Raw genomic sequence first — 26041 nt, 5'->3', positions numbered from 1 at the left:
TTTTTTTATTGTTCAACCAGATCCAGACCTTGAAATGCCTGATACACAGACTTTAATCCCTCTTCTAGTGAAATACGCGCCGACCAGCCCAGCCCGGAAATTCGGGATACATCTACCAACTTACGCGGCGTTCCATCAGGAGCGGAGGTGTTAAAGGTAATTTCTCCCTCATAGCCGACTACATTCTTCACTCGCTCAGCCAGCTCACGAATGGAGATATCCTCACCTACGCCGATATTTACAATTTCATTTCCCTCATAATTGTTCATTAGGAATAGACAGGCCTCAGCCAAATCATCAGAATGAAGAAATTCTCGCCGCGGCGTACCAGAACCCCATACTTCTACAGTCGGAGATTGATTCAGCTTGGCTTCATGAAACTTGCGGATGAGCGCAGGCAACACATGAGAAGTCTGGAGATCAAAATTGTCGCCCGGACCGTATAAATTCGTCGGCATCACAGAAATAAACCGGGTTCCATACTGACGGTTGTAAGACTGACACATTTTAATCCCGGCAATTTTAGCAATCGCATAGGCCTCATTAGTAGGCTCCAGTTCACCCGTGAGCAGATATTCTTCCCGTAACGGCTGCGGAGCAAATTTAGGATAGATACAGGTAGAACCTAGGAATAATAGCTTACTTACATTTGCCCGGTATGCCGCATCAATCACATTTGTTTGTATAAGCAGATTGTCACGGATAAAATCAGCCGGATATTCGTTATTCGCCAAAATCCCACCAACCTTGGCCGCTGCCAAAAATACATAATCCACAGGCTCTGTTTCAAAAAAATGATCTACTGCCTCTTTATTACGTAGATCCAGCTCACGGCTTGTGCGAGTAATAATATGACGGTAACCCGCTTCCTGAAGCGCTCGGACAATAGCGGAACCCACCAGTCCGTGATGCCCTGCTACATATATGTTGGAATGAAGATCCATACTTATCCCCTACCTTCTTCGTGAAAATGAAAGACTTTAATACGCATCCTTGGAGCCTAGCAGCACACGAAATGTTTTCAGCATAATAATCATATCTGTGCGGAAACTGCGTCTGGATATGTACTCCAAATCCAGTTCTACCATCTGGTTAAAGCTTAGATGATTACGGCCGCTGATCTGCCATAAACCAGTGCAGCCCGGTGTAACCGTCAGACGCAGCTTATCCCTCACTGTGTAATCATGGACCTCTCTTGGCAATGGGGGTCTGGGTCCTACCAGACTCATCTGCCCACGCAGTACATTGAACAGTTGTGGCAACTCGTCGATGCTCGTTCTGCGAAGAAAGCGACCCACACGGGTAATTCGGGGATCGTCCCGCATTTTGAACATCGCACCCTCAATTTCATTTTCCACCAGCAGTGCAGATAATCTGGCTTCGGCATCAGACACCATGGAACGAAATTTGATCATGCGAAACGGCCGCTCATTTTTTCCAATACGTACTTGATAAAATATTGCACTTCCTTTGGGGTCCTCCAGCTTAATCAGCAAAATGACAAGCAGAAATACCGGGCATAGCACGATGATTCCAATGAAAGACAATATAATGTCCATGCTTCGCTTCACAAACGGGTATACGTTCCATCCTTGCCGCCGTTCAAGCCCATGAGCGACCGAATAAACATCCACTGACGCACCCCGCACTTCGACCTCATTCGAGCGGGAAGAAGACACGTCTCATCACCTCGCTCCTTATTAATAAGTATTATTTATACATTGTTAAAAGAATTTTATATACTCTCATTTTCCTCCTTTTTATTCATGTCAGATTGCGTTCCTCCATCCCCCGCTCGGCACGGGTATTCGAACGCTTCACATTATTAAGTACTACGCCCAGAATGCGTGCCTTTACTCTTTCCAAATTCGCTTTTGCTTTCTTGACGACATCCTTTTTGACCTTCCCTGCCTGCACCACCAGAATGACTCCGTCACACATGGCGCTTATAATGAAGCCATCCGGAAAGGACAGCAACGGCGGTGTATCCATTAGGATCACGTCATAATGTTCTTTCAGCTCAACTAGCAGAGCATTCATTCTGCGAGAACTGAGCATCTCGGACGGATTGGGCGGGTTCGGTCCGGCTGTAATTGCATGCAGATGGTCAATCCCGGTTTCTTGAACCACATCCTGCCATGCCTGTTGATTGGCAAGCACCCGTGTCAGCCCTGTATGATTACGCAAACCAAACATATGGTGCAAGGAGGAACGGCGCAGATCCATATCCATAATCAGCACCTTTTTCCCCTCTTGCGCATAGGTTACAGCCAAATTGCTAATTGTGACCGTTCTGCCTTCACCCGCCTGAGCGGACGCCACCATCATAACCTCAATCGGCTCGTCTATAGAAGAAAACTGGATGTTAGTGCGAAGCATGCGGTACTCCTCCGAAACGGAAGACTGAGCATGTAGGGATGTAACGAGCTGATTATTGATTAATCGCGGCATATTGCCCTTCACCTACCTGTTTAGGAGTTGTAGTGGAGCTGTCAGAGCGTTTATCTTCTTTTTTCATTTTCGTAATCAGGGCTAGGGTAGGCAGACCGAGTTCTATTTCAATATCCTCTTCATTCTTAAATGTATCATCCAGTACCTCCAGCAGAAACGCCAAGCCTATTCCCAACAATAAAGAGGTGGCAAAAGCAATAAATATCTGTATAGTGGCATTACTGTTCACGGGAACTGCTGGATCATTCTGACTGGCTTCGCTTAGGATGGTGACATTGTCCATTTTCATGATAGAGGGGATTTGCCGTTTGAATACTTTGGCTACCGCATTGACGGTTTTCACAGCCTTCGTATACGATAAATCGCGGATTGTTACATCCATAACCTGTGAATCACCTGCGGTGTTCACTCTTAATTTTTGCGCCAATGCTGACGGAGTGACCTTAAGATCGGGGAAGCTGGCGACCACCTGATCCATAATCGCCGAGGAGATCATAATTTGCTTATAGGAGTTCGTTAAGGCTATATTCGTTTGAACTACACTGTAATCGACGACACCTGCACGATCCGGTCGTGGCGTCTGGTTGATAATGAGCTTTGCGGTAGCTTCATAAATCTGCGGGGTAAAATACATATTTTTTATGCCCACTACAGTACATACTAGCAGTACGATGCTACCAATCAACCACATTCTTTTACGGATCAAACGGATGTACTCTTTCAACTGCACAAGACCAGTCCTCCCTGATTGACTTGTTTTCGATGCAATAACGCTTGTACTGATCCTCTGCATAACGGGGAAAAGAACGGTGCATGACCCTCTAATCTATAGTAAAATGTTGTATAATAGCGCATAGAAGGTCTAGCCAGCGAATAAGCACAAAATGCTCATCATCGGTGGCCTCTTAGGGTATATAAACGAAGACATCAGTGAAAACTATTAAATAAAGATACGTTATGTAACTTACATAACTAATTTATGATACAAAACGTATCTTGTCAAGCGTAAACTTGCTTTTTTACCTTTCTTAACCTTGCCTTCAGGAGGAAAAACGGATGAATTATGGCACCCGCATCGCTGAATTACGAGAACATAAGGGATTAAAACAAGAGGAACTAGCACAATCCCTCGGAATTACGCGGGCAGCTCTTTCTCACTATGAAAAAAATAGGCGCAAGCCAGATTTCGAGATCCTGACCAAGCTCGCTGATATTTTCGGGGTAACGATTGACTACTTGGTGGGACGTACGAGCCATCCGGCGGCAATATTGGATTCAGATGTGAGGGAATTTGTGGACCAGCTTGAACTGTCCGATGAGGATATTCTGCAACGTTTCAACCTGACCATTGATGGACGCACCTTGTCTGAGGAAGAAGCCAAACGTTTTATTGCATTTGTCCGAATGGAACGAATGATGGAATAAAGAAAGCGGCCGACTGCTTCACGTCTCGCTCAAGTAAGACCAGCCGTTGGAATTTACACGCGCTTGTCCTTCCGGTATGTGGTTCCATCCGCGTCGCTTTCTAGCCATTCTGGCATCGTGAACCCACATTGGAGCAAAATGTCCCGGATGTCCAAGTGGATGGCAGCTTTGTCTGCTTTCTGTACGTTGTTTTGAAAAAGAGGGTTGTTCCCCCCTAATTCTGTCTCCTTGTTCATTCAGCACTAACCTCACTTTATTATTCTTGGTCACCGGAAAGAAATTTCCCACAAACCTTGTATGTATAGTCACGAACAAAACTATTATATATGAATACACACCTGCAATGTTGTCGTCTTATGACGAGAATAAAAAAGGATTTTCTTATTTTTTTCTTCATTATACGTAAAGTATTGGCAAATCAGAACGATTTTCCAACAAAAAAGAACCTGTCAGGTCCTATTTTCTCCTGATAGGTTCTTTTTTGTTTTATTTCGAAATGATGTTAGGTATTCGAACTCTAAGGTCCTATATGCATTCCGATCTGATTAAGCGGCCTCGGCTGCCTGGGAAACCTGAGTACCTCCGGTCGCTCGGACTTTGTAGACATAGTGGCCTCCGGCTTTTACCGTGCGGTCTGTATACGTGCTTCCCGCTACTTGCGAGGCAATCACCTGATAGGCCCCGTCGGTTCCGTCAGCACGCAGCACATCATAGGAAGATACGCCTTCTGCCTGAAGCCAATTAATCTCTACCGCCCCATCCTGAACAGAGGCAGCCTTCACCCCTGTTGGAGCTGAAGCTGCGGTCTGATCTGTACTTTTTAATTCCAAAATATATTGTACCGCTTCGCCAGGACCCAGCTTTTCTTCAAAATCAAGGGCAGGAGAAGCCTTGAGCCCTGATATGGAACGCTGTGCCTGACTGTAAGTGGAACCCGCTCCAAAACGTTCACCCGTGTACAAACCGGCATTCGGCATTGTCACCCGTACACGAACGGTCTGCGTGGTGGATTCGAAATTCACTAGATTCACCAGCAATTTGTTTGAAGTAGCGCCGCTACCTGCCAGCGGTTTAAGCTTGGACGTATCCACCGCACGCACATACACCATTTTATCCTTGGTATCCTCTGGATTCAGCACTGTATAAGTCAGAGGTTTTCCATGGGTGGCATAGGCTAGACTCAAGCGTCTCATGATCTTAACACGAGTGTCCTGTCCCTGCCCGAACGGATAAATTTCTGTGTTGGCCGGGTTATGACTTTGCAGATCGAAGCCTGTTTTAAACAGCGTATAATCTTTATAAAAAGCAGCGTGCTGGATAAACATATCGGCAAACCCAATTTGTGAACGCATAATCCGGTCGAATGCGGCTGCTTGTGGCTGACTAGCCCCATAATCTGGATTATCTCGATGCGTATCATTGGTACCGAACTCCGTGTTCAGCATCTTCTTCGCCAGTCCGTCGCTCGAACCGCCGAAGGTTTTCAAATTTTGAATGAAGCTGCCCCCGCCCTCTTCATTATACGATTCACCGTAGGCGTGTCCGTTGGTCAGGTCAGTGACTTCCTCCAGCTGTTTACGCTGCGCCGGGTCTCGCTCCCATCCATCCGGATCACCGCATTTTTTCGTACCTCCGGTTTGATTTTTGCACGCCTTGGTAGAGTACGTCGGCCAGTAGGCCCAACCCGGCGCTACCGTTTTGAGATGCGGTGCCAATTGCTTCCCTTCCGTATTCAACCACTTAGCTACAGCCAGATTTACCGCCTTGGAGCGATTAAATAATCCAGGTTCGTTATCTACTTCATAATATTGAAGATAAGAACCGTATTTTTTTACATAATCGCGCAACTTTTGCTTGGCCGTTTCTGGCAGAGAACCATCTTTTTGCAGCTTGATATCACCTGTATATAAATACAAAGCAGACGATTGCATATTATACTGCTTTAACGTTTGATAGTAATCATCCACGTCTGTACATGCCTTGCCCACATTGCTGGCACAGGTGACCCTCATGACATTGCCACTATAAGCAATTCCCAGCCATTTGAGAACGTATGGTAAATGCTTAACTGCACCCTGATCATAATAAAATTCTTTATTGTTCACATTTGTTCCGGTCAGTATATATTTACCGTGTACCGGTTCGGTCGCAGGTGAAGCTAACGTCTCCAAGCTCAAGTCATCCCAAGTCCACCACACATTTTTATCTTCTGCAGAGGAGCAGTATAGGCAGCGCGCTGTCTTTAGCTTGAGTACGTTAACACCGCTTTGCAATTGCTCTTTGGGTATATACAGCTCGTAGTTGTTTTTGAAATTATAAGCACTCCCAGTACCGGATACTCCGGCAATCTGAATAATACCGGACAGCTGTTGATTTGAAAATACAGCCATTTGTGGGACTGCTTTGCCCGCATCTAAAATCCGAACACGGAATATCATACCATTGGGAGGAATCTGATTCAGCTTATACTGGAGTGTCAGTTCAGGGTTCGTGGACGCATTCAAACCGGGAGGAATATCTCCACTGCTGAGCAATACCGGAACTGTTGTACTCTCTTCTGCTACCGACAACGCTGACATTGCTCCTTTAGCAGATGATTCGGTAGAGGCAGCTGCTGTAGAAATGTCGATATTATCCCTGCCGACCACACCTTTGAATTCCGCTGAAGAGTCATCCCTCTGCCCCAGCTTCCATACTGGACTGGCAGCTGCTACTTTATCCGTCTGCAATTCTGCGCTTCTTGAAGGCGTGTATATAAACCAAGCGATCATCGCTATAGCTACGATCGCTAGTAGTCCAGATAAAACTACTGTATACCTATGGGATAACCATTTTTTTATCATATGATCGACCCTCTCTCCTCAAATTTTTGGACCGGGAAAGAGTATTAATCAAGGAAGAAACAAAGCGTTTCCGGGAATCACCGCTTTCGCTTCATGCTGACTTTCCCACATTAGACGTGCCATCGCGTCGCCTTTTTCATCATAGTATTCTACTTTTAAATCTACCATTTTGCCTGCTTCCAAAGTCATACTGCCTTTACGCTCTGTCCAGCTTTGTTTGAACCAGCTGTCAATCACCAACTTGCCGTCTACCCATACACGGATACCATCATCGGATATCGTGGTGAACGTATAGGTCTCGCTATATTGCGGTTTGATTTTACCCGTCCAGCGAACCGAGAACTGATCGGCATTCACCTTAGGGTCAGCGGCATTGGCACGCCAGTTGTAGTCCAGCTTGCTATCTGTACGGATCAAAACAGGACTTCCATTCAAATTCATATTGTTAAAATATTCGCCACGCAACCCGTTCACATATACCACATCAGGAACAGAAGGAGGAGTCGGAGCTGGGGGAACGATCACTACTGGCGGAGCCGGGATAGGCTCACTTTGTCCCTCGTCCGGTAAGGTCGGTATATCTGTCCCAGGTGGTTGAATCGTTTCCAATCCATTCTTCACATCATCCCGCGTCAAACTCCTCGAATCATTCATATAATCCTGAATTTGATTTGTTGTGTTATTCTCAGTCAGCATCTTGCCCCAAGTCATGGAATATACCCATTTAGGTTGAGCCTGCAACACCTCAGAACTAGGCATCTCACCGTGCTCCCCAATGGCAATCGGCTTATTCCGTGCCAGCCCAAGCAGACCTTCGTAATGACTTTGCTTAAAATCATTGTTGTAAATATCTACTGCCAAGATGTCCACTCTGTCATCCCCCGGGTATTTCGGGGTGTACGGGACAGTATACGAATTGGGCGCATTCGGACTCCATACCCACAGCAGATTGTTCAATTGATGTGTGTTGGTAAAACGGTCGTACATGATATTCCATAGCTGATTGAAATTATTTTTGTTTCCCCACCAGAACCAGTCGCCATTCATCTCGTGGTAAGGTCTCCACAAAACCGGAACCCCTGCATCACGAAGCTGCTTTAACGATACAGCGGCCTTATCCAGATCGGCAATGAGGAGGTTATACTGCGTAGTACCTGGGGTCACGTATTTGTTGAACTCTGTCTGACTTACTTTCGCCTGTACATTGGCCCAAGTCAGTGGCCTACCTGGTAGCGCTTCATGAAAAGTCATCGTCACAATACCACCGGATCTGTCCCAACGGATAGCACTATCGACGACATTTTTACGTTGCGCTGCTTCTGTAGCGTCAGATTGACCAGAGATAGCTCCCATCTCATAGCCGTGTACACCTACATATGCCTGACTGATTTTTTGGACCTTGTTACTTAATTCATCCGGACTTTCCAAATAATCATGCTGACCGGTGACTATTTTTTTCCCTGAGATGTTGAGTAAATAATTGTATAGTTCACGGGCCTGAGTAGAAGCGTCCGAATTAACAGGTTGTAATGAAGCGGCATTCGCCACAGACAGAGAATCACCAAAACCGACGGGCAACAATGAAAAAAGCATAACAACGGGGAGTACATGACGTATCAGTCGATACAGAGGAATAAAATTGAATCTCACTTTCGCTCTTCCTTTCGGTAGCCAGGCTGCCATCCTTGTGGAAGGCCCTTTAGCTTTGCGTACCTGCCTTTCGACAGGGCTGCGTTTATCGTTGGAAGGAGTTTGGATTCCTTCTTACCCTAAGTATCGACTTTATTTTACCAAAATTTAATAGGTCATGTTCATGAATTTACAGGTTTTCGCCCAAATTCGACAGTTTGAGCCATGAATTTTCATGAATTTGTCTTTTTTTCGTTTTTACGAAAATAATTATGAGATAAATTGGTGACGGGAAATTTCATTCCAATCCATACAAAAGCGGACAATATCCTCTTCAACCAATTCAGAGCCAGTCTGCACCTCAATAAAATCCACATCTGTCACAGCCAAAATGCTATGCTTCGTCCCTTCAGGAATGCGGACTACATCACCAGCCTTTACTTTGTGTAGCTTCTCATTCAAAATAATTTCCGCTTCACCGCTAATAATGGTCCAGATTTCACTCCGTTTGAAATGAAGCTGGTAGCTGATATTTTTGCCTTTTCGTACGCGGATTCGTTTGGTCAATACCTCGTTACCCTCGTCATATTTGACATAATCCACAACCCGATACTGCCCCCAACGACGTTCTTCATACATTGGACGCTGATCATGAGCCTTGAGCACTTCTTTAATACGAGGACTTTCTGCCTTATTGGTCACAAGAATGCCATCCGGGCTAGCCGCTACAATCAGATCATTCGTTCCAATGATCGCCACAGGAATGTCTAACTCGTTAATAAGACTCGTATTGACGCAATCCTCCGTTACTACACCTCTGCCCACTTGTTGATTAGACATTTCTTCTGTGAGCGTATTCCAAGTACCTAAATCCTTCCAAAAACCATCATACGGAAGAACTACAATGTCCTTTTCCTTCTCGACTACTTCATAGTCAAAACTGATTTTTTCCAGAGATGCGTATTGCTTTTGCATTTCTTCATAATTCAGCGGCAATCCCTTGGATGCCAAGATATCCAGCAAATAACTTAATTTGAACGCAAAAACCCCGCAGTTCCATAGAGCATTGCGTTCAATCAGACGCTCCGCCTGCTCCCGGTCGGGTTTCTCTTGAAAATGGCTCACTTCGCGGTAGCCAGTGCTACCTTGGGTGGCATCGTTTTTCGGAATAATGTAACCATATTTCTCTGAAGGATAGGAAGGGACAACCCCGATTAATGCAAGCTTGCCTTCACTCTCCTGAAGCGTATGTTCCAGTTGGGCTACGGAGGCGAAGAAAGCATCCTCAACATAAGGATCTACAGGCAATATAGCTACAATTTCATCAGGTGAAACACCTGCAATGGAATATAAATAAGTCGCTGTCAGCGCAATCGCAGGAAAGGTGTCTCTGCGTTCTGGCTCAACAATGATACGCGTATTCGGCCCAACCTGACTCTGGATCATTTCGACCTGTGCTCTCCCTGTCGCAATAAACGAGGATTCTGATAATCCGTTGTCTCCCAATTGTCTCCATACCCGCTGTACCATGGATTCCGAAGTCCCCTCCGGGCTCTCCAGTACCTTCAAAAATTGTTTGGAACGGGAATCGTTGGACAAAGGCCATAATCTTTTACCGGAACCACCAGACAAAAGTACGAGCTTCATAACTCTCCACTTCCTCTCTATAATGTATGGGTGATCGGATGGGGCAGGGTTGAGTAGTCCGCTACGGGCTGGATTTGATCTTACGATCGCTGTTGGACCGGGATTCATTCGATTATATAAAATCGTATATAGGTTTGAATCCCGGTCCAAAGGCGAACGCTATCGCTTCTCCAGATTCAAATCCACCCCTGCGCTACTCAAAAATGCATCATGCCGATCATACCGTTTATTGCAAAAGGCGCGACCGGACATTATTAAGTCCGGTCAGCCTGTTAGCGCTCACGCGCTCGGCCCAGCCGCGAGGCGCTTTGATCGGAAGGAGCGGCATCAACCGCGCCGCTCCTTCCGATACGCCCTTCCTACTCCCATCCCATAAGGTGGGAGTTTAAAACTGTGACTCCACGGCGGAAAGCAACGGAGCGGGCAGAATTGTTCTGAAGAAGCGTCAGCGTTTGCCTTTACCCCCGGATTTTAACCTTTGAATGTTTTACACAATCAAGAAAATCCGGAGGTAACAGCAATCGGAAGAACAATCTGCACGCGCAGCGCCTCCCCCACCACCACAGTCACTTTTAAGCTTCCACTTTATCTCTGTTCCACCCACTCATCCGCGGACGACCCACGGAATAGTATTCCAGCCCGGAGCCTTGAATCTGTTCCTCAGCGAATACGTTACGACCGTCAATTAGAACCGGTTTGCGCAGAAGGGAGGCCAGTTGTACGAGATCGACCTTTTTGAACTCTTCCCAATCGGTCAACAGGCACACAGCGTCGCTACCTTCGGCGGCTTGCTGTGGGGATGAGCACCACACAATATTCGGGTGATCCACGTGCTCCTTGAATTTATCCATCGCAATGGGATCATACAGCTTGACAATTGCGCCTGCCTGAATGAGCGTTTCTACGATTTCCAGTGCTGGAGCTTCGCGGATGTCATCTGTATTTGGCTTGAAGGCGAGGCCCCAAATGCCAATCGACACACCGTTCAGTTGACCCAGCGATTCACGCAGCTTGGATACGATCATAAATCGCTGGTCGGTATTCACCTCGACCACCGATTTCAACAACTTAAATTCATAGTCTACATTACCCGCAATTTGGATAAGCGCATTTGTGTCTTTTGGAAAGCAAGAGCCACCATACCCGATCCCTGCTTGTAGGAAAGAGGAGCCGATCCGTTTGTCCATACCCATACCATCAGCCACACAGGTTACATCGGCGCCAACCTTTTCGCAAATATTAGCGATTTCGTTAATGAACGAAATTTTAGTTGCCAGGAACGCATTGGACGCGTATTTGATCATTTCAGCACTACGGATATCCGTCACATAGATTTTATCCGTGAACACCTGATGCAGAGTGACCATTGTTTCACGCAATCCAGTATTGTCCAAACCAATAATGATGCGATCCGGATGAAGCGTATCATTGATAGCTGAGCCTTCTCTCAGAAACTCCGGCGCAGATACGATATCGAAAGACAAACTCGTGTGACGAGCCAATACGTCCTTAATCTTTTCGTTCGTTCCGACAGGTACAGTACTCTTGGTCATAATAATCTTATACCCGTTCATGGCTTTCCCAACATCAGCAGCCGCCTGTTCAATGTAGGACAAGTTCGCCTCGCCGTTAGCCAGAGAAGGCGTACCTACCGCCAAAATGACGATATCCGACCGGCGTACCGCATCAGCCAAATCCGAAGTAAACTCCAATCGACCTGCTTCCAGATTCAGCGCAATCAATTCCTCAATACCCGGTTCATAAATCGGAGATTCTGCCCGGTTCAACATGTCGATTTTGTACTGCTCCAGATCGACACAAATCACCTCATTACCTTTTTGCGCAAAACATACACCCGAGACGAGCCCAACGTATCCAGTACCAATTACAGCCAGCTTCATTCCGTTCATCCTCCTTTTAGAAAGTTCACATAGGCTTGTTCTACATACTTTTTTAGTTGATCCTTGAAGTTATCTTCATCAAATTTGCGGGCATGGGTAATGATATCGTCCACATTCCATGCATGCTGCTCGACCTTTGCGACGGCCTCTAGCACATCCTCTACTTGATGCTTGCGGAAAAATACGCCGTTCACATGAGGAACAATCGTATCCAGCGCTCCCCCACCCTGAAAAGCGATAACAGGCCGTCCGGCCGCATTCGCCTCCAAAGGCGTAATACCGAAGTCCTCTTCGCCCGGAAAAACGAGCGCTCGGCATTCTGCCATCAGCTTGTTAACCTCTTCGTCCTCAAGCCTACCGAGGAACTCAATGTTCGGGGCAGCCATACCTTCGAGTCGTTTACGATCTGGTCCTTCACCCACAATGCGCAGCTTGAGACCGTTACGTTTGAATGCTTCGATCGCGAGATCGATGCGCTTGTAGGACACCAATCGGGATACGATCAGGTAATAGTCACCGATGTTTGTAGCGCGTTTAAAACGGGATGTATTAATAGGTGGGAAAATGACATCCGAATCCCTTTGGTAATAGTGCAAAATTCTTCTTTTAACAACCGAAGAGTTGGCGACAAACTGGTCTACGTTGCGCGAAGTTTTGGCATCCCATGTTTTCAACCGGTTCATGTACAGCTTTAGCATGTTTTTGAGCAGGTTGGATTTGGACTGCCGGGCCATATATGTATCGTAATCCCAGGCAAACCGCATCGGTGTGTGACAATAACAAATGTGAAACGTATGTTTGGGTACCTGGATGCTTTTCATAAATGCACTGCTGGAGCTTAAAACAATATCGAAATCCCTAAAATCAAAATCACGGATAGCGATGGGATATAGCGGCAGCACTCCTTTGAAGTTGGCCTTCACTCCTGGGACTTTTTGTAGCCAAGTGGCTCTAATATCCGCATCTTTCAAGTTACGCGACAGGCGGTCGTCGCTGAACACCGTTGTGAAGATAGGAGCCTCCGGATACATATCGTGGAATACCTCTACTACCCTTTCCGCTCCGCCCATTTGGATTAAGTAATCGTGTGCTATCGCTATTTTCATCTAAATCATCCTTTAACGCGAATGTCGGTCAGACTCCTGCCAACAAACCCTTATAGTAATGAACTATATCCTTAACTGTGTTCTCGATGACAAAATGCTTCTTGACCCGTTCCATCCCTCTCTCACCCATCTGCTGACGTTCCTGTGGATGCTCCAACATCCAGCGGATGGCTTCTTCCAGCTTAGCCGGGTCACCCGGTTCAATAAGTAGCCCGGTTTCATGGGGTACCACCGTTTCCTTGGGTCCACCCTCATTGGAAGCAATCACTGGGAGACCAGCAGCCATGCCTTCAATAATGACCTGGCCGAATGGTTCTGGTGTGATAGAGGTATGAATCAGCAAATCACAACGCTGCATCAGGCCTTGAATGTCATCGACGTGCCCCAGCAGATTGACATTAGCCAACCCGTATTCGCGCATCGTAGACTCTAATCGTTGCTTGTATTCCTCTTCTCCGAACAATGCATCTCCAGCCAGCCAGAATTTCACGCGCTGATCTGGTAAAAAGGAACGTGCCGCCTCCAGTAAAATATGCTGTCCCTTCCATTCCGCCAATCTGCCGACCAATACGACGTTAAACGAGTCATCACCACGTGAATGCGCAGCCGTGTCACGTGCTGTAATTGCTTTGGCAAAAGCGGAATAAACGACGAGCGTTTTTTTGTCCGGGGGTAACTCCAATGCACTCAGCGTGGACTTGGAATTGGCAATCACTCCGTTGGGCAAAAAGCGGGACATCAGCCGAATCCCTTTGGCTACAATCGGCTTCAGATACGGCGGACCGATGTGGTCACGGATATGCCAGATCAAGGGCAGCTTCGCCGATTTGGCAGCTACTGTACCATACAGTGCAGACTTGAGCGAGTTCGTGTGAACGCACACGACCTTTTCCTCACGCAGCAAGGGCGCAAGTTTTCTACCGTATGCCAGCAAACGAAAAGCTGCCGCAGGCGCACCTAGATTCACGGCGTTCCGTCCCCGATTGCGAATCGAATCGTCCAATGGAACGATGCGCACATCAATATCACGCTGCCGAAGCCGATCTGCCAAATCACCATCCTCTGCCAAAATAACGAGCGGGTCGATATGTTCCCCGATATTCGTCAGTATGTTATACAAAGCGACTTCGCCGCCGCTCCATCTTGCCGTATGGTCAATATAAGCTACTCTCATCATTTCGCCGCCGCCTTTCTGTCAAGGACCTGTCGGAACACCTCTTCCACCTGCTCCGCTACATGTCCCCATGTATATCTGCTCAGGACATGGTCCCGGCATTCCCTTGCATTCGGTAGAAGTTCACGATGATCCAGCACACGCAGCAATCCTTCAGCAATGGCTTCACTGTCCGTTCCCTGGAACAATAGCTCGGGACGGAATCCTCTTAAAATTTCCTTGCTACCGCCCACAGGAGTGGCCAGCACTGGCAGTCCCGAAGCCATTGCCTCCACCGTGATCAGACCGAAACCTTCCAGCGCCTGTGTAGGTACGACGAACAAATTCGATGCTTGATGGTACAGTGGAAGCTCCTCATCCGACACATAACCGAGCAACCTTACATGGTTATGAAGATTGTATTCCGCTACCTTGGAAGCCAATTCCTCCATCAAGGGGCCCTTCCCTCCAATCAGCAGCAGATGATCAGGATGACGCTCGGTTACTCGTCGCCATGCTTCGAGTAGCTGTAGCAGTCCCATTCGATTAACAAGACGACGAACGGTTAGCACAATCGTCGCGTTTTGCGGCAAATTCAGATGCTCTCGTACTGCTCCCCGATCCTCTGCTGGGTGGAACCTTTCTACATTCGCCGCTCCGGGAATAATGTGAATTTTGCTGAGTGGAACCTTATAGTGCTCATGCAAAATATCCCGAAAAGTCTCGCTTAGCACTATAAATTTATCCGACAGACCGTAGGCCTTCATTTCAATGGATTTAGCCAACGTCGTTTTTAGAAAATGCTTGATACCCTGTCCTTCAATCTTCATTTCCTCCGTCCACGGTCCGTGAAAGGTGGTAACTACCGGGATTCCTCTTTTTTTCGCCTCCAGCGCTGGCCCGACACTATAGGGAGCAAAATGGGAATACAATATATCCATCGGTTGCTTGTCGAACAACTCTGCTGCATATTTTTGCATTAGCTCCCGGCGCTTCCAGATGGATTGCTGCTTGCTGCCAATCGTATGAATCCGAATACGGTCGGGTGCTTGCGGCTGCTCGTCACTACAGATTAGAGCATCCAACGTATTGCGCTCTAACGTAAGCTGCTCACAGATCGATTGGAAATATGTGTTGAGGCCTCCTGGCTGCAAAGACGGCCAGCTCAACCCCGTTGCCGCAATACGAAATCCGTTATTGTACGACATAGCTGGTTTCTCCTTTCTGCTCGGTATGTCCGTCATCCACGATTTCTATCTTTTTTCGCCGCTTGGTTAGCTCATAATGCTTGAAGCAGACGAGAAACTCATACATCACCCAGAAAACGGCTACGGCAAAACCCGCCAATCCCTTGCGGTATAAGCCTTGGACAAAATACTTCTGCACAAAGCGGGCAGGAGGCCGCCACAACAGTCTGGTCATCCGAAAGGATCTTCCTTTGTTAAACGCCGTCTCTGCTTCCAGATCTGTATATTTATTAAAACGGGTCATATGATCACTGATGCTGCGGAAGCCGTAGTGCCATAACACACCCTCCAGATTGACAATCTGGGAAGAGGCTACATCCGGCATTTCATGAACAAGACTATTCGTAATGCCATAAATACGACGATTGTACAAACGAACCAGATATTCGCCTTTATTCATCCATTTGCCGAGAAAATCACCAATCCGAAATACGGAATATGCTTTGGCCGGATCGTGGAGCGTTTCTTTTACTTTCAACAAATCTCCAAGCAACTCTGCATCCACTACTTCGTCCGTATCAATCAGGAATATCCAATCAAATTCCGCTTTTTCAACACCAAACATGCGCTGCTTGGCATAACCGGGCCACGGGTTAGAAAACACCCGACAGCCCAAGGATTCAGCTACCTGAATCGTATTGTCCTTGCTCCCTCCGTCAATGACGACGATATCGTCCGCAAAGGGCTTGCAGGATTTAATGGCGGCTGTGATTCGAGTGCCATCATCCTGAGCGATAATAACTACGGATATCCGGTTGTCCGCGGGAACGCTAGACATGTGGTTCATTAGCGGGTGCCTCCTTCTTTATCTAACCGTTAACTGGCTTTTTCCGGATGTAGTGTGACATCGTTGATCGGAGCCATTGAAAATCTTGTTTGGAAATAAGCAGTCTTGGAATCTTCATTTTTAGAACGAATTTAACATTACATAAAATGAAAATGAACCGTAGAATCCCCGAAGACAGCATTGCTATCCCTGCACCCGTCAATCCATATCTCGGCACGAGTATGGACAGCAATGGAATGACGAGCGCCAATCCGACACCCTGTAGAATGGTAACCAGTTTGGGCTTACCCAACGCCATAAATTGTTGTGCCAGCACCATGGTCCCTCCACTGATAGCAACCTCAAGCACAAGGAACCGGAATACCGTAAGCGCTTGTTTAAACTCTTGACCATATAACAATGTAAATACGAACGGAGCAATCAGCATCAGCATCATCGCAGCCAGAAAGGTTGCTGTTGATGTCACTCGAAATGCCCGAAATGTTATGTCCACCGCCTCTTCCTTATTCAGACCAGAGGCTTTGGGAAACAGCACGACAATGATCGAGGTAGAAAATACATTCACCATCCTGGCCAAGCTGACCGCTACTGCATATAAACCGAGATCAGCGGGTCTGAGCAGACCCGCAATCAAAATCTGATCAATATAAGTGGAAACCTGCCCCATGAGATCATTTCCGTATGAACCCATACCGTAGGTAAAGAGATTTTTAAATTGCGTCCAGCTGTTCTTTACCTTGGGTTTGTACAGCCGAATCATTCGTATCGTGACACCGATATAAATCGGCAAGCCTGGTAGTAAATAAGCCAATGCCGAGGTGTACGGATTCATATTTCCGGTTAGGATCAGAATCGCCAGACCCAGCAACGTACTTAGCGGTACCAGATACCGGAATAAATTGTACTGCTTATATTCCGAGCGAACTTGAAGCAATGCATTATTGATCTGTGAAATCGCTATGAGCGGACACATCATCATGGAACACTGCGCGAAAAGGATGACCGATGAAGAAAAAGAGCGCAGCCAATAAGGAATTAGAAATACTCCGACGAGTGTCGCCAAGCCCCCGAACATGGTAGCCAGCAACAAGGCCAAACCATACAGCTTGCCCGTTTCCTCTGGTTTCCTTTTGGCATTGTAAATCAATGCAGACGGGACACCGAAGCTCATGCAGAAGGCGAGAAATTGGGACCAGTTCACCATCGCGGTCTGTTCCCCGCGTCCAGTAGGACCCAGGAACCGTGCTGTTAGCACACCAGTCAACATATTCACGACGAGAATCAGCATACTGAATATCATCGTTTTTACCGCTGCAGAGCTGTTATCCTTGCTTTTGGCAAACCGAATCACCGTGGACCATAGTGTCCGGACAGGTGCGGATAATGCTTGTAAGTTTTGCACAGCCTTTACCTTCTTTCCGCGATGACATCTTTTGCCCATAGTCCTATTCCGATCATCATCCAGATCAGATAGCCGCGCATACCCGGGAAACCATTATCCGATATGAGACTGGCTACAGCTCCGGCCCACGTAGCCAACGCCAGTCTAATATAAGGCTGACTGGAATCTCGTTCGGCAATACGGACAAGAAGGCGCTTGATGATAACGAACAGACCGCCGAAGAAAAAGAATGCTCCGAAAATACCGAAGGTGAGGAAAATGGCAATATATCCATTATCCATAATCCCAAGTTCGCCGAGATCGCCGCCGTTATCAAGCTTGGTTCCAATTCCTACACTCCCGATCCCCTGCCCGACCGGATTGCTAGTAATCGCCGGAAGCATCGTATGCAGTAAATCCAAACGTTCGTTGTACGAATGATCCTGTTGAATATCCGTCAGCGTCTGCATGCGAGCCACCAAACCCTCTGCTCCTGGAAGTTTTGGAACAATAATGTAGAGAAGAAGACCGACGACAGCTAGTTGAAACAAGGTCTTCCACTTTCCCTTGGAAGATGAACTGAGAATGTAAGCCAGCAACATAACGAATGCAATCAGCCAGGCTGAACGTACCAGCGTGATCAATAGACAAACGACCGTCAGCAAAATTCCGATCCATCCCAACGTACCTCGCCACCGTTTTTCCATTAGCATGGGTACAAGTGCCATTGCCAGGAAAATAGCGCAGGGACCGGGCGAGTTCATGGAAGAAAATACTCTGATTTGAAGTGGTTCTGGAACACCAATGGAATTCATTTCTACATGATTCATCCAAAATGCATCCCACGGAGGCACCGTCAAGTACTGGATAATGCCGTAAATTGCCACAAGAACAGCAATGTTGGCATATGAATACAGCAGTCGGTCCAGCTCCTTCGCCTTCATGGGCTTAATCGCAAGATAAGGCAACAGGATCAAAGGAACCAAATAATTGGCTAAATCATAAGCAAAAACAATACCATTTTTGAATAACCCGACTACACTTCCGTAGGCCAATTCTATACCGAAAAATACAGCAATTCGGGTCAATGGTTTTTCCGCCTGATGAATGCCTCGCAACACAGGAATAATCAACATACTGCTTACCAGCAGCGGTGCCACGCTCAACAAGGAAACCGAGTGATACGTTCCTTCCATCCAATCCGCAATACGGCGGATTTCCGGGCCTACTGCCCACACTACCAGCGTGTAAGGAATCAGTAGCCGGGATTGCAAGATCGCCAGCAGGAAGGCCGGAAAAACGAGCGCCAGCAATATGGCTCCCTGCTGGCTCATGGTGGGATTCATCTTGGCGCTGGCAAATCCGATGGCGAGTGGCAGCATACAAGCCAGCAACCCCATGCCGATCATGCCGATTCCACGCCGATTTCCTAGCCAAACGGAAATCTGCTGATCTGCCAACCGACTCATGTTTCTCACCCCTGACCTCCCTTCATCCGCTTCCGCTTGAACATCTCCTTAAACAGCAGAACGAGAAATTGGGAATCCTCAATCAAATATCTTTTCCACAATCGTTTAGGCTCCTGAGACAACCTCCAGAACCATTCAAATCCCGTCTTCTGCATCAGCTCCGGTGCTCTCTTCACATTTCCCGACAGGAAATCAAAGGTCGCTCCCACCCCAATCGAAATCGGAGCGCGGTAAGTCTCATAATATCTGTAAATCCATTTTTCCTGTTTAGGTGCGCCTACACCAACAAAAACGATGTCCGGGCGAGCCTCTTGCAGCAATTGGACAATGTGTCTGTTCTCCTCTTCGTTTTTCTCAAATCCATAAGAAGGAGAGTAACAGCCCACCACGTTCATGTTCGGATAAGATTCCTGGAGATTGAGCATAGCCTTCTCAGGAATACCGTCAGCTGCACCCAGAAAAAATAAACGATAGCCTCGATCCTCAAAAGCCTCCCCCAACCGAGTGAACAAATCTGACCCGGACACTTTTTGTTTGAGGGGCTTTTTCAGTAACTTGGACGCCCATATGATAGGCATCCCATCGGCCACTACAGCTCCGGCATCTGAATACACCTTGCGGAATTCATCATCCTTGCGAAGCTTGATCACATGATCGACATTACAGGTCAAAATGTAGGAATGACGCTGATGTTCAATAGAAGTATCTATAAATTCGAGTAGATCATTAAAATCGTAATTATCAAAGTTGACATCGAACATGTTCACTCTGCTCATCGTATCACTTCTCTTTGCGAAAATCGGTTTGAGTAGATGTCTGGTATAACGCGTTTAAATACCAGCAAAATGGAATAATCATCTGAACCGTCGACAACGTATTATCTGAAAACGAGTAGATCAGAAAGCCTGCAATTAAGCTTGCAAAATAAGGTTTGATAGACTTGGCAAGCGACCGGTAAATGAGAGCGAACACGATCAGCAATGAAAGCATTAATAGCCCGCAACCGATATATCCCGTGTCAAAATAAAAGCGAATATACTCATTATGCGGTACAACGAAACCATTGAATAACGTCCCGTCGTTCGCAACCGTTACCGCGCCAAGACCTCTACCTGACCAAGGGTAATCATGTACTCTGTTCAAAAAATATTCCCATGCCTCCGAGCGTCCCGATAGGTCAATGCCTGTATCGGTCTCCCGTTCGAAGGAGCGTTTTTTTAAATTGTTCCATTGCAGGGCCACCGCCCCCAGAGCAACCAAAAACGATCCGGCCAGCGGTAGCAAATAATTGACTTTCCCCTTGAGGTACTGACGGGCAATATCAAACAGATACACAGCAAACAGTAATAACAATGCCAGAATCGGTCCACGTGTACCGGTGGCGATCAGAATCAAAAAGTTCAGTGCCAACACTGTGTAATAAAAAGCGGCTTGCTTGGGTTTGCGCTTGACCTCAATTAGAGAGACGGCAATTCCGAGAAAGGAGAGCATTGCCAGATGCGGCGGTATATTCGCTCCTTGTACTCTGACTGCGCCCGTAAATTCCACATCCGTAAACGAATGCAGCCCTAGAACCTGCAAACCCAGCCCAATGACCACACTAATAATTGGCAACAGACTGATCAGTCGGATATGCTTTTCTGCCACATCCTTTTTCCACTGGATCAGTAAAAAAAAGAAAGGGAGTGATAAACCGACGAACGCCTTGACGGCAATCGAGGTCGTTAACAAAGGCATCCATGCTGAAAATCCAAATGTGATCCCCAGCATGATCACCAATGCCCAGACCGGATAGCTGAACTTGAGACGTATGCCATACACGAGCATGCACGGCACCAGCAGAGCCAAAATGCCCAATTTGTACAATGACAAAATCTCAATACCGAACACGCCGCCCTGATACAGAGAATCGACTGAGACTGCTGTACTTAGCAAAACAGCATAGCTGATGCGCTCCGGATGATGGATAGAAACAGCCAGCAAGAGCAGTAAACATACCGCCGCAATACTGACCACCGGCTGATAGGTAGCCGCAATTCCTACAGCAAGAGCGCCCAGTAGAAAAATAAAAACATGCTGTATGGTGTTTATTCTAGTAGTCCAAGGATAGTTACTCATGTTCCATCTTTCACCCCGCAGCTGACTCGCTTTTCCGGTTGCGCAGTGTATCCAGCGTCCCACGGATACTTTCAAGCCTGCACCGGTTCAACAGCTTCCTGCCCTCACTACGTGCCAGCAGGGAATCCGCCGTGATGTATAACACTTTGGCTGCCGTCTTCGCCATCAGCATCGCGTTGCCGCGCAGACCTACGGCCTGAGCAGCGTTAGACATGCCCTGACAATAGTAGCGGTTCATGATCCATTCTTTCGTTAACCGTGAAGCCGGCACAAAATGTTCCACAGACATGTGTGGATGATACATAATCGTTCCACCATTTTTACGGATTTGCTCGAATACCCACGATTCTTCACCAGATAGAAGGATATCTCCCTTTCTGCCTAGATGAAGCGGGAACATAACGGCGGCAAAAGCCGTTTTGCGCATCGCCATATTCGCTCCGAATGGATTCAGTCCCGACGGGTACTCACGAACGGCTTTGCCCAAATCAATAATCGTGTAAGGCAGTTCAAGCGGGCCTGTCAGCCAACCCGGTCGTTCCGTCTCAAACATAGGGTCAATTTTCCCACCCATAGCCGTCAGCTCAGGATTGTTCCCGAATGCCGACATAATCGTTTGCAACCATGTAACACACGGAATTGCATCATCATCGAGAAAAGCAATGACTTCCGCTCTTGATAACGTAATACCTGCATTACGAGCTGCAGACAGTCCTTGCTCTCGCTCATAATGATATCGGAGATGGATATTCTGACCATGTGCGACAGTGAACCTTTTGATCGTCGCCGCTGTATGATCGGTGGACCGATTATCGACCACAATGATCTCAGCCAGTGCAAGGTCTTCCAGCTCCAGCAGGGACATTAACGTTTTTTCCAGCAGATCCGCCCGGTTATAGGTGCAAATAACGACGGATACTGCGGGACATCGCTTGAATGCATCCATCAATAAGCATCCTTGGAGAACAGCATTTTAACGCCTGTTTTCATGATGATTTTCAAATCGAGCCACGTATTGCGAACATGAATATACTTCAAATCCATTTGCACCATTTCTTCGAAGCCTACACTGTTACGTGCGCTCACCTGCCAGTAACCCGTACATCCCGGTGTTACAATCAGGCGTTGCTTATCATAATCGGAATATTGCTCGACCTCGCTGGGCAACGGCGGACGCGGACCGACTAAAGTCATGTCGCCGACCAACACGTTCCACAGCTGCGGAATCTCATCAATACTCGTCTTGCGCAGAAAACTGCCAATTTTCGTGATCCGAGGATCGTTTTTAATTTTGAACATGGCGCCGCTCACTTCATTCAGCTCCATCAAGTCCTTTTTCAATTCCTCAGCATTGGACACCATTGAACGGAATTTATACATATCGAATAACTTCTCATTCTTGCCCACCCGAGTTTGCTTGAAAAACACGCTTCCCTTTGGGTCTTCGAGCTTAATCAATACGCCTACCACTACAAAAAGCGGAAGCAAGACGATCAAGCCCACGAACGACAGCAGCATATCAAGGAGGCGTTTTGTGACCAGGTAGGACGTTTTATCCTGAACTTGTGTATTTCCGTATGGCATGTAAAACGCTTTACCTGACATGACAGCCTCGCCGTCCTCCGGTAAATTTTCCATGCTCATGCTGACGTACCCCCTCTCAACCTGCCGTGGTTGCTTTCTCGGTCTTTTTCAACCATTCATTCATGGCCTCCATAACCGGATACTTCAAATCATCGCTGGCAAGTGCAAATTCAAGTGTGGTTAAAATATATCCAAGACGCTCACCTACGTCATAACGTGTGCCTTCAAAATCATAGGCGTACACACGCTCACTCTGATTCAGCTTTTGGATCGCATCCGTCAACTGAATTTCGCCGCCAGCTCCTTTTTCCTGAAGATCAAGATATTTGAAAATTTTCGGTGAGAACACGTAGCGACCCATAATAGCCAAATCGGATGGCGCTGTGCCTGGAGCCGGTTTTTCTATAAAATTATTCACTCGGTACAAGCGTCCGTCCTGCTGATCCGGTTCAATGATGCCATACCGGTTCGTAAATTCCTGCGGTACCCGCTGCACACCGATAACCGAATTTTGAGTTTCCTCATACTGATCCATCAGCTGGCGCAGGCAAGGCTTCTGACCTGTTACGATATCATCACCCAGCAGCACACCAAACGGCTCGTCCCCGATAAAGCGTCTTGCGCACCATACCGCATGTCCAAGACCTTTGGGTTCTTTTTGGCGAATGTAGTGAATTTCCACTCCCGAAGAACGCTGTACTTCCTCCAGAAGCTTCAGCTTACCGTCCTCGAGCAGTTTGGATTCCAGCTCAAATGCGTTGTCAAAGTGGTCCTCAATGGCACGTTTGCCTTTACCCGTAACGATAATAATGTCCTCAATACCAGAAGCAATCGCTTCTTCCACGATATATTGAATCGTAGGCTTGTTGATAATTGGAAGCATTTCCTTAGGCATCGCTTTGGTGGCAGGGAGGAAGCGCGTACCTAACCCTGCTGCTGGAATAATGGCCTTTTTCACTCTTTTCGTCATCGCACTCATTCTCCTTGCTTCATCGAATTTTGGTGTTGCTTACTTCACCTGATTCATCACAATTCCAACCAGCGTCGCACTGGCCTGCTCCATGAGTTGCTTTGTTTTGCGCAGATCTTCCCGTTTGGTACGACCATGTTTAGCAACGAGAATCACACCATCTGTCAAGCCTGCAATCAGGCGGGCATCCGTATAATTCAGCGCCGGAGCTGAATCGAGTAAGATGATGTCATATTCACGTTTGAGCTCTTCCAGCAGCTCAGCCATACGTTCGCTACCGAGCAGATCCGCTGCGTTGTACAGGGTGTCTCCACCGGGAACAACCGATAGCTCCAGGCCACCATGCCTAACGATAGACTTGGAAGAAGCCCCACCGCGCAAATAAGCCGATAGACCTCCGGTATTCTCCATTCCGAATATCTCGTGCAGCGCTGGCTTATGCAGATTGCAATCCACCAGAGCCACCTTCTTGCCTTCTTGTGCAAAAGAAACTCCGATGTTGGCGAGCAGTGTTGTTTTACCCGCTCCGCTTTCCGGCGAGGTCAACAATAGAACCGTCCCACGGTCCTTTTGTCCAATCACCTGCTGCCGAATGTATGTACGGAGGGATCGAAATGATTCCGAGATATACGATGATGGATTACTTTCTGTAATCAACATGTCATTCAATCGCAGCATATTTACGCTCCCCTACCCGTTCTTTGGAATTTCCAGCTGCTCCATCGATGTCCTTCTTGCGAATGACTGGAATCGATGCAATTACCGGAATACCGATGTCTGCGTCTGCCTCTTTTTCCGAGCGCAGCGTGCCGTTAATGCTTTCCAGGAACACAATCGTGCCCAATGCAATCATCAGCGATACGAGAAAACTAATCGCAATATTCATGAGCGGGTTCCCATTAATCGGGTCAGGATTGGCCTGAGGATCCGCTTCATTTAAAATTTTCACATTATTCAATTCCATCAATCCCGGAACCGTCTGTACGAATTTCTGGGTAACCGCGTTTACAACCGCTGCGGCCTGTGGATAGCTCCCTGCCTCAAACGTCAAACCGATAACCTGACTTTTATCCGAGGATTTAATCTGCAGCTTTTCTGCCAACTTCTGCTGTGTCAAACCGAATTCGGGATGAGTCGCTACAACAGCGTCCATAATTTTAGGTGAAGTGAGAATTTGCTTGTAGCTTTCCACCAAATTAAGACTTGTGTTGACGTCGTTCAGATTGTTGCTCCCCTGCTTGGCGGAAATATGATTAACCAGCAGTTGGCTTGAAGCGGAGTAGACTGGCTTCACGACATTGTCGCTCACAAAGTATGTTGTTACACATGAGAGAATGACAAAAATCGCAATCAGCCACAATCTTCTTTTAATCAGGACTAGATAATCCAAAATGGTTTTCTCCACAAAAATCCTCCCTCCTATACAATTTCTCTTCATATTTAAGTATGACTTTATTGTAACAATTGGCTCTGTGAACGACATGGAACCGAATGGCACTTTCTCCCTCACTACAGGGGGAGGGAAATGTATACTTTCGGATACAGCATGGTATACTTTTGTACCATACATTGTTGATTATGGAAAAAGAAATCGAAAAAAGCCTCAAAATCACAAAAATTGGTGATTTTGAGGCTTTTCATTCCACTCGCATATGAAAGTGCAATGCAACTTATAGAGTCAGCGCATCATACCATGTTTGTTGGCTCGTACTTCGCCAGACCAATGGCATTGGCATACAACGCTGCCTGCGTGCGATCCGCCAGCCGCAGCTTGGCCAGGATCTGACTGACATGCTTTTTGACTGTAAACTCACTGATAAATAATCGGGATGCAATTTCACGATTGCAAGCTCCTTGTCCCAACTCGACCAGCACTTCCTTTTCCTTTGGCGTCAGGTCGTCCGTCAGATTGCCCGCATCTTCACGCAGCTTGTTTTCGAGAATAGCCGGATCATAATATTTGCGTCCTTTGTTGACAAGATGAATCGCGTAAATTAGTTCCTCAGGCAACGCTTCCTTAAGCACATAACCGTCCACGGAAGCTTCCTCTGCTTTCAGAAAATCTTCACGTGTTGCGGAAGAGGTCAGCAAAATAAATTTACTTCTGAAACCACGTCCGCGCGCTATCTTGATAATATCCAGCCCTGATTCATCAGCTAGTTTCAAATCCAGCAGCACCAGATCCGGATCCGTTTCCTCAATCACCACAAGTGCTTCCTGTTGATTCTGGGCCTCTCCCGCAAACTGAACATTGGGCTGCATGGATATAACCGCAGCGAGTCCTTTCCGTACTAAAGGATGATCATCGACAATGACAATTTTCATGATTC

Annotated in this window: 25 protein-coding genes and 1 riboswitch; of the genes, 2 read left to right on the top strand and 23 right to left on the bottom strand. The window is 47.1% G+C overall.

Features of this window, described 5'->3' with window-relative positions; all coding sequences use genetic code 11:
- Positions 1 to 5: 5 nt before the first annotated feature.
- The 4 genes from fcl to MKY75_RS05970 all read right to left on the bottom strand — a co-directional run bounded on the left by fcl (position 6) and on the right by MKY75_RS05970 (position 3181).
- Positions 6 to 944 (bottom strand): GDP-L-fucose synthase, encoded by a 939-nt coding sequence (gene fcl / locus MKY75_RS05985; protein WP_069012566.1) that lies wholly within the window; start codon positions 942 to 944, stop codon positions 6 to 8.
- A gap of 36 nt (positions 945 to 980) precedes the next feature.
- Positions 981 to 1679 carry a sugar transferase gene (locus MKY75_RS05980; RefSeq protein WP_029516207.1) on the bottom strand — a complete coding sequence of 233 codons (699 nt, stop codon included), beginning with the start codon at positions 1677 to 1679 and terminating at the stop codon, positions 981 to 983.
- Between the two features lie 85 nt (positions 1680 to 1764).
- Entirely contained in the window at positions 1765 to 2451 is a 687-nt protein-coding gene (locus MKY75_RS05975) for a CpsD/CapB family tyrosine-protein kinase (protein WP_069012565.1), read from the bottom strand.
- Positions 2432 to 3181, bottom strand: coding sequence for a YveK family protein (locus tag MKY75_RS05970; RefSeq protein ID WP_340884653.1), 750 nt, complete (start codon positions 3179 to 3181; stop codon positions 2432 to 2434). The genes MKY75_RS05975 and MKY75_RS05970 overlap by 20 nt, the downstream gene beginning before the upstream one ends.
- Positions 3182 to 3507: 326 nt before the next feature.
- Here MKY75_RS05970 and MKY75_RS05965 point away from each other — a divergent pair, with 326 nt between their 5' ends.
- The gene (locus MKY75_RS05965; protein WP_025720479.1) at positions 3508 to 3876 is read left to right on the top strand and encodes a helix-turn-helix domain-containing protein; all 369 of its coding nucleotides are present in this window, start codon (positions 3508 to 3510) and stop codon (positions 3874 to 3876) included.
- Between the two features lie 53 nt (positions 3877 to 3929).
- On the opposite strand, the gene MKY75_RS05960 is transcribed toward MKY75_RS05965, so the two are convergent.
- The 4 genes from MKY75_RS05960 to MKY75_RS05945 form a co-directional block, all read right to left on the bottom strand.
- Positions 3930 to 4112 carry a hypothetical protein gene (locus MKY75_RS05960; protein WP_029516204.1) on the bottom strand — a complete coding sequence of 61 codons (183 nt, stop codon included), beginning with the start codon at positions 4110 to 4112 and terminating at the stop codon, positions 3930 to 3932.
- 309 nt (positions 4113 to 4421) lie between these two features.
- Positions 4422 to 6719, bottom strand: coding sequence for a hypothetical protein (locus MKY75_RS05955; protein ID WP_029516203.1), 2298 nt, complete (start codon positions 6717 to 6719; stop codon positions 4422 to 4424).
- 48 nt (positions 6720 to 6767) lie between these two features.
- Complete coding sequence (locus MKY75_RS05950; RefSeq protein WP_340884651.1) at positions 6768 to 8369, bottom strand: glycosyl hydrolase; 1602 nt, start codon at positions 8367 to 8369, stop codon at positions 6768 to 6770.
- 13 nt (positions 8370 to 8382) lie between these two features.
- Positions 8383 to 8463, bottom strand: a riboswitch (cyclic di-GMP riboswitch).
- Between the two features lie 155 nt (positions 8464 to 8618).
- Positions 8619 to 9995 (bottom strand): sugar phosphate nucleotidyltransferase, encoded by a 1377-nt coding sequence (locus MKY75_RS05945; protein WP_029516201.1) that lies wholly within the window; start codon positions 9993 to 9995, stop codon positions 8619 to 8621.
- 49 nt (positions 9996 to 10044) lie between these two features.
- On the opposite strand from MKY75_RS05945, the gene MKY75_RS05940 reads away from it, so the two are divergent.
- Positions 10045 to 10371, top strand: coding sequence for a hypothetical protein (locus MKY75_RS05940; RefSeq protein ID WP_322251287.1), 327 nt, complete (start codon positions 10045 to 10047; stop codon positions 10369 to 10371).
- 196 nt (positions 10372 to 10567) lie between these two features.
- On the opposite strand, the gene MKY75_RS05935 is transcribed toward MKY75_RS05940, so the two are convergent.
- From MKY75_RS05935 to MKY75_RS05865, 15 genes are all read right to left on the bottom strand, one after another.
- On the bottom strand, positions 10568 to 11896 hold the full coding sequence (locus tag MKY75_RS05935) for a UDP-glucose dehydrogenase family protein (protein ID WP_340884649.1): 1329 nt from the start codon (positions 11894 to 11896) through the stop codon (positions 10568 to 10570).
- A gap of 5 nt (positions 11897 to 11901) precedes the next feature.
- The gene (locus MKY75_RS05930) at positions 11902 to 13002 is read right to left on the bottom strand and encodes a glycosyltransferase (RefSeq protein WP_029516199.1); all 1101 of its coding nucleotides are present in this window, start codon (positions 13000 to 13002) and stop codon (positions 11902 to 11904) included.
- A gap of 28 nt (positions 13003 to 13030) precedes the next feature.
- Positions 13031 to 14179, bottom strand: a complete 1149-nt coding sequence (locus MKY75_RS05925; RefSeq protein ID WP_340884647.1) for a glycosyltransferase family 4 protein — start codon at positions 14177 to 14179, stop codon at positions 13031 to 13033.
- A complete protein-coding gene (locus MKY75_RS05920) occupies positions 14176 to 15363 on the bottom strand; it encodes a glycosyltransferase family 4 protein (RefSeq protein WP_340884644.1) in 1188 nt (395 codons plus the stop codon). The genes MKY75_RS05925 and MKY75_RS05920 overlap by 4 nt, the downstream gene beginning before the upstream one ends.
- The gene (locus MKY75_RS05915) at positions 15350 to 16189 is read right to left on the bottom strand and encodes a glycosyltransferase family 2 protein (RefSeq protein ID WP_039269533.1); all 840 of its coding nucleotides are present in this window, start codon (positions 16187 to 16189) and stop codon (positions 15350 to 15352) included. Before MKY75_RS05915 ends, MKY75_RS05920 begins: the two co-directional genes overlap by 14 nt.
- 22 nt (positions 16190 to 16211) lie before the next feature.
- Positions 16212 to 17591, bottom strand: a complete 1380-nt coding sequence (locus MKY75_RS05910; RefSeq protein ID WP_029516196.1) for a lipopolysaccharide biosynthesis protein — start codon at positions 17589 to 17591, stop codon at positions 16212 to 16214.
- 5 nt (positions 17592 to 17596) lie between these two features.
- Entirely contained in the window at positions 17597 to 19039 is a 1443-nt protein-coding gene (locus MKY75_RS05905; protein ID WP_340884641.1) for an O-antigen ligase family protein, read from the bottom strand.
- A gap of 5 nt (positions 19040 to 19044) precedes the next feature.
- Complete coding sequence (locus MKY75_RS05900) at positions 19045 to 19815, bottom strand: WecB/TagA/CpsF family glycosyltransferase (protein WP_013309155.1); 771 nt, start codon at positions 19813 to 19815, stop codon at positions 19045 to 19047.
- 4 nt (positions 19816 to 19819) lie between these two features.
- The gene (locus MKY75_RS05895; RefSeq protein ID WP_165144645.1) at positions 19820 to 21157 is read right to left on the bottom strand and encodes an O-antigen ligase family protein; all 1338 of its coding nucleotides are present in this window, start codon (positions 21155 to 21157) and stop codon (positions 19820 to 19822) included.
- A gap of 10 nt (positions 21158 to 21167) precedes the next feature.
- On the bottom strand, positions 21168 to 22103 hold the full coding sequence (locus MKY75_RS05890) for a glycosyltransferase (protein ID WP_039269526.1): 936 nt from the start codon (positions 22101 to 22103) through the stop codon (positions 21168 to 21170).
- On the bottom strand, positions 22103 to 22801 hold the full coding sequence (locus tag MKY75_RS05885; RefSeq protein WP_029516192.1) for a sugar transferase: 699 nt from the start codon (positions 22799 to 22801) through the stop codon (positions 22103 to 22105). The genes MKY75_RS05890 and MKY75_RS05885 overlap by 1 nt, the downstream gene beginning before the upstream one ends.
- Before the next feature lie 16 nt (positions 22802 to 22817).
- Positions 22818 to 23711 carry a UTP--glucose-1-phosphate uridylyltransferase GalU gene (galU, locus tag MKY75_RS05880; RefSeq protein WP_013309151.1) on the bottom strand — a complete coding sequence of 298 codons (894 nt, stop codon included), beginning with the start codon at positions 23709 to 23711 and terminating at the stop codon, positions 22818 to 22820.
- A gap of 39 nt (positions 23712 to 23750) precedes the next feature.
- Positions 23751 to 24389 (bottom strand): CpsD/CapB family tyrosine-protein kinase, encoded by a 639-nt coding sequence (locus MKY75_RS05875; protein WP_029516191.1) that lies wholly within the window; start codon positions 24387 to 24389, stop codon positions 23751 to 23753.
- On the bottom strand, positions 24373 to 25116 hold the full coding sequence (locus MKY75_RS05870; RefSeq protein WP_029516190.1) for a YveK family protein: 744 nt from the start codon (positions 25114 to 25116) through the stop codon (positions 24373 to 24375). The genes MKY75_RS05875 and MKY75_RS05870 overlap by 17 nt, the downstream gene beginning before the upstream one ends.
- A 281-nt stretch (positions 25117 to 25397) precedes the next feature.
- Entirely contained in the window at positions 25398 to 26036 is a 639-nt protein-coding gene (locus tag MKY75_RS05865) for a response regulator (RefSeq protein WP_029516189.1), read from the bottom strand.
- Between the last annotated feature and the right edge of the window lie 5 nt (positions 26037 to 26041).

Source organism: Paenibacillus sp. FSL L8-0663, from assembly GCF_038008125.1.
Taxonomy (GTDB): Bacteria; Bacillota; Bacilli; order Paenibacillales; family Paenibacillaceae; genus Paenibacillus; species Paenibacillus polymyxa_D.
The sequence above is the reverse complement of the archived record's forward strand: the minus strand, read 5'-3'. Positions and strand labels throughout refer to the sequence as shown.

What these genes read in the sequence shown, in the direction of transcription:
- fcl (WP_069012566.1), bottom strand. Translation starts at nt 944, where the DNA reads ATGGATCTTCATTCCAACATATATGTAGCAGGGCATCACGGACTGGTG.
- MKY75_RS05945 (WP_029516201.1), bottom strand. Translation starts at nt 9,995, where the DNA reads ATGAAGCTCGTACTTTTGTCTGGTGGTTCCGGTAAAAGATTATGGCCT.
- MKY75_RS05890 (WP_039269526.1), bottom strand. Translation starts at nt 22,103, where the DNA reads ATGGATGCATTCAAGCGATGTCCCGCAGTATCCGTCGTTATTTGCACC.
- MKY75_RS05900 (WP_013309155.1), bottom strand. Translation starts at nt 19,815, where the DNA reads ATGAGCAGAGTGAACATGTTCGATGTCAACTTTGATAATTACGATTTT.
- galU (WP_013309151.1), bottom strand. Translation starts at nt 23,711, where the DNA reads ATGACGAAAAGAGTGAAAAAGGCCATTATTCCAGCAGCAGGGTTAGGT.
- MKY75_RS05955 (WP_029516203.1), bottom strand. Translation starts at nt 6,719, where the DNA reads ATGATAAAAAAATGGTTATCCCATAGGTATACAGTAGTTTTATCTGGA.
- MKY75_RS05885 (WP_029516192.1), bottom strand. Translation starts at nt 22,801, where the DNA reads ATGAGCATGGAAAATTTACCGGAGGACGGCGAGGCTGTCATGTCAGGT.
- MKY75_RS05925 (WP_340884647.1), bottom strand. Translation starts at nt 14,179, where the DNA reads ATGATGAGAGTAGCTTATATTGACCATACGGCAAGATGGAGCGGCGGC.
- MKY75_RS05920 (WP_340884644.1), bottom strand. Translation starts at nt 15,363, where the DNA reads ATGTCGTACAATAACGGATTTCGTATTGCGGCAACGGGGTTGAGCTGG.
- MKY75_RS05875 (WP_029516191.1), bottom strand. Translation starts at nt 24,389, where the DNA reads ATGCTGCGATTGAATGACATGTTGATTACAGAAAGTAATCCATCATCG.
- MKY75_RS05865 (WP_029516189.1), bottom strand. Translation starts at nt 26,036, where the DNA reads ATGAAAATTGTCATTGTCGATGATCATCCTTTAGTACGGAAAGGACTC.
- MKY75_RS05935 (WP_340884649.1), bottom strand. Translation starts at nt 11,896, where the DNA reads ATGAAGCTGGCTGTAATTGGTACTGGATACGTTGGGCTCGTCTCGGGT.
- MKY75_RS05960 (WP_029516204.1), bottom strand. Translation starts at nt 4,112, where the DNA reads ATGAACAAGGAGACAGAATTAGGGGGGAACAACCCTCTTTTTCAAAAC.
- MKY75_RS05965 (WP_025720479.1), top strand. Translation starts at nt 3,508, where the DNA reads ATGAATTATGGCACCCGCATCGCTGAATTACGAGAACATAAGGGATTA.
- MKY75_RS05895 (WP_165144645.1), bottom strand. Translation starts at nt 21,157, where the DNA reads ATGAGTAACTATCCTTGGACTACTAGAATAAACACCATACAGCATGTT.
- MKY75_RS05915 (WP_039269533.1), bottom strand. Translation starts at nt 16,189, where the DNA reads ATGAACCACATGTCTAGCGTTCCCGCGGACAACCGGATATCCGTAGTT.
- MKY75_RS05930 (WP_029516199.1), bottom strand. Translation starts at nt 13,002, where the DNA reads ATGAAAATAGCGATAGCACACGATTACTTAATCCAAATGGGCGGAGCG.
- MKY75_RS05905 (WP_340884641.1), bottom strand. Translation starts at nt 19,039, where the DNA reads ATGAGTCGGTTGGCAGATCAGCAGATTTCCGTTTGGCTAGGAAATCGG.
- MKY75_RS05975 (WP_069012565.1), bottom strand. Translation starts at nt 2,451, where the DNA reads ATGCCGCGATTAATCAATAATCAGCTCGTTACATCCCTACATGCTCAG.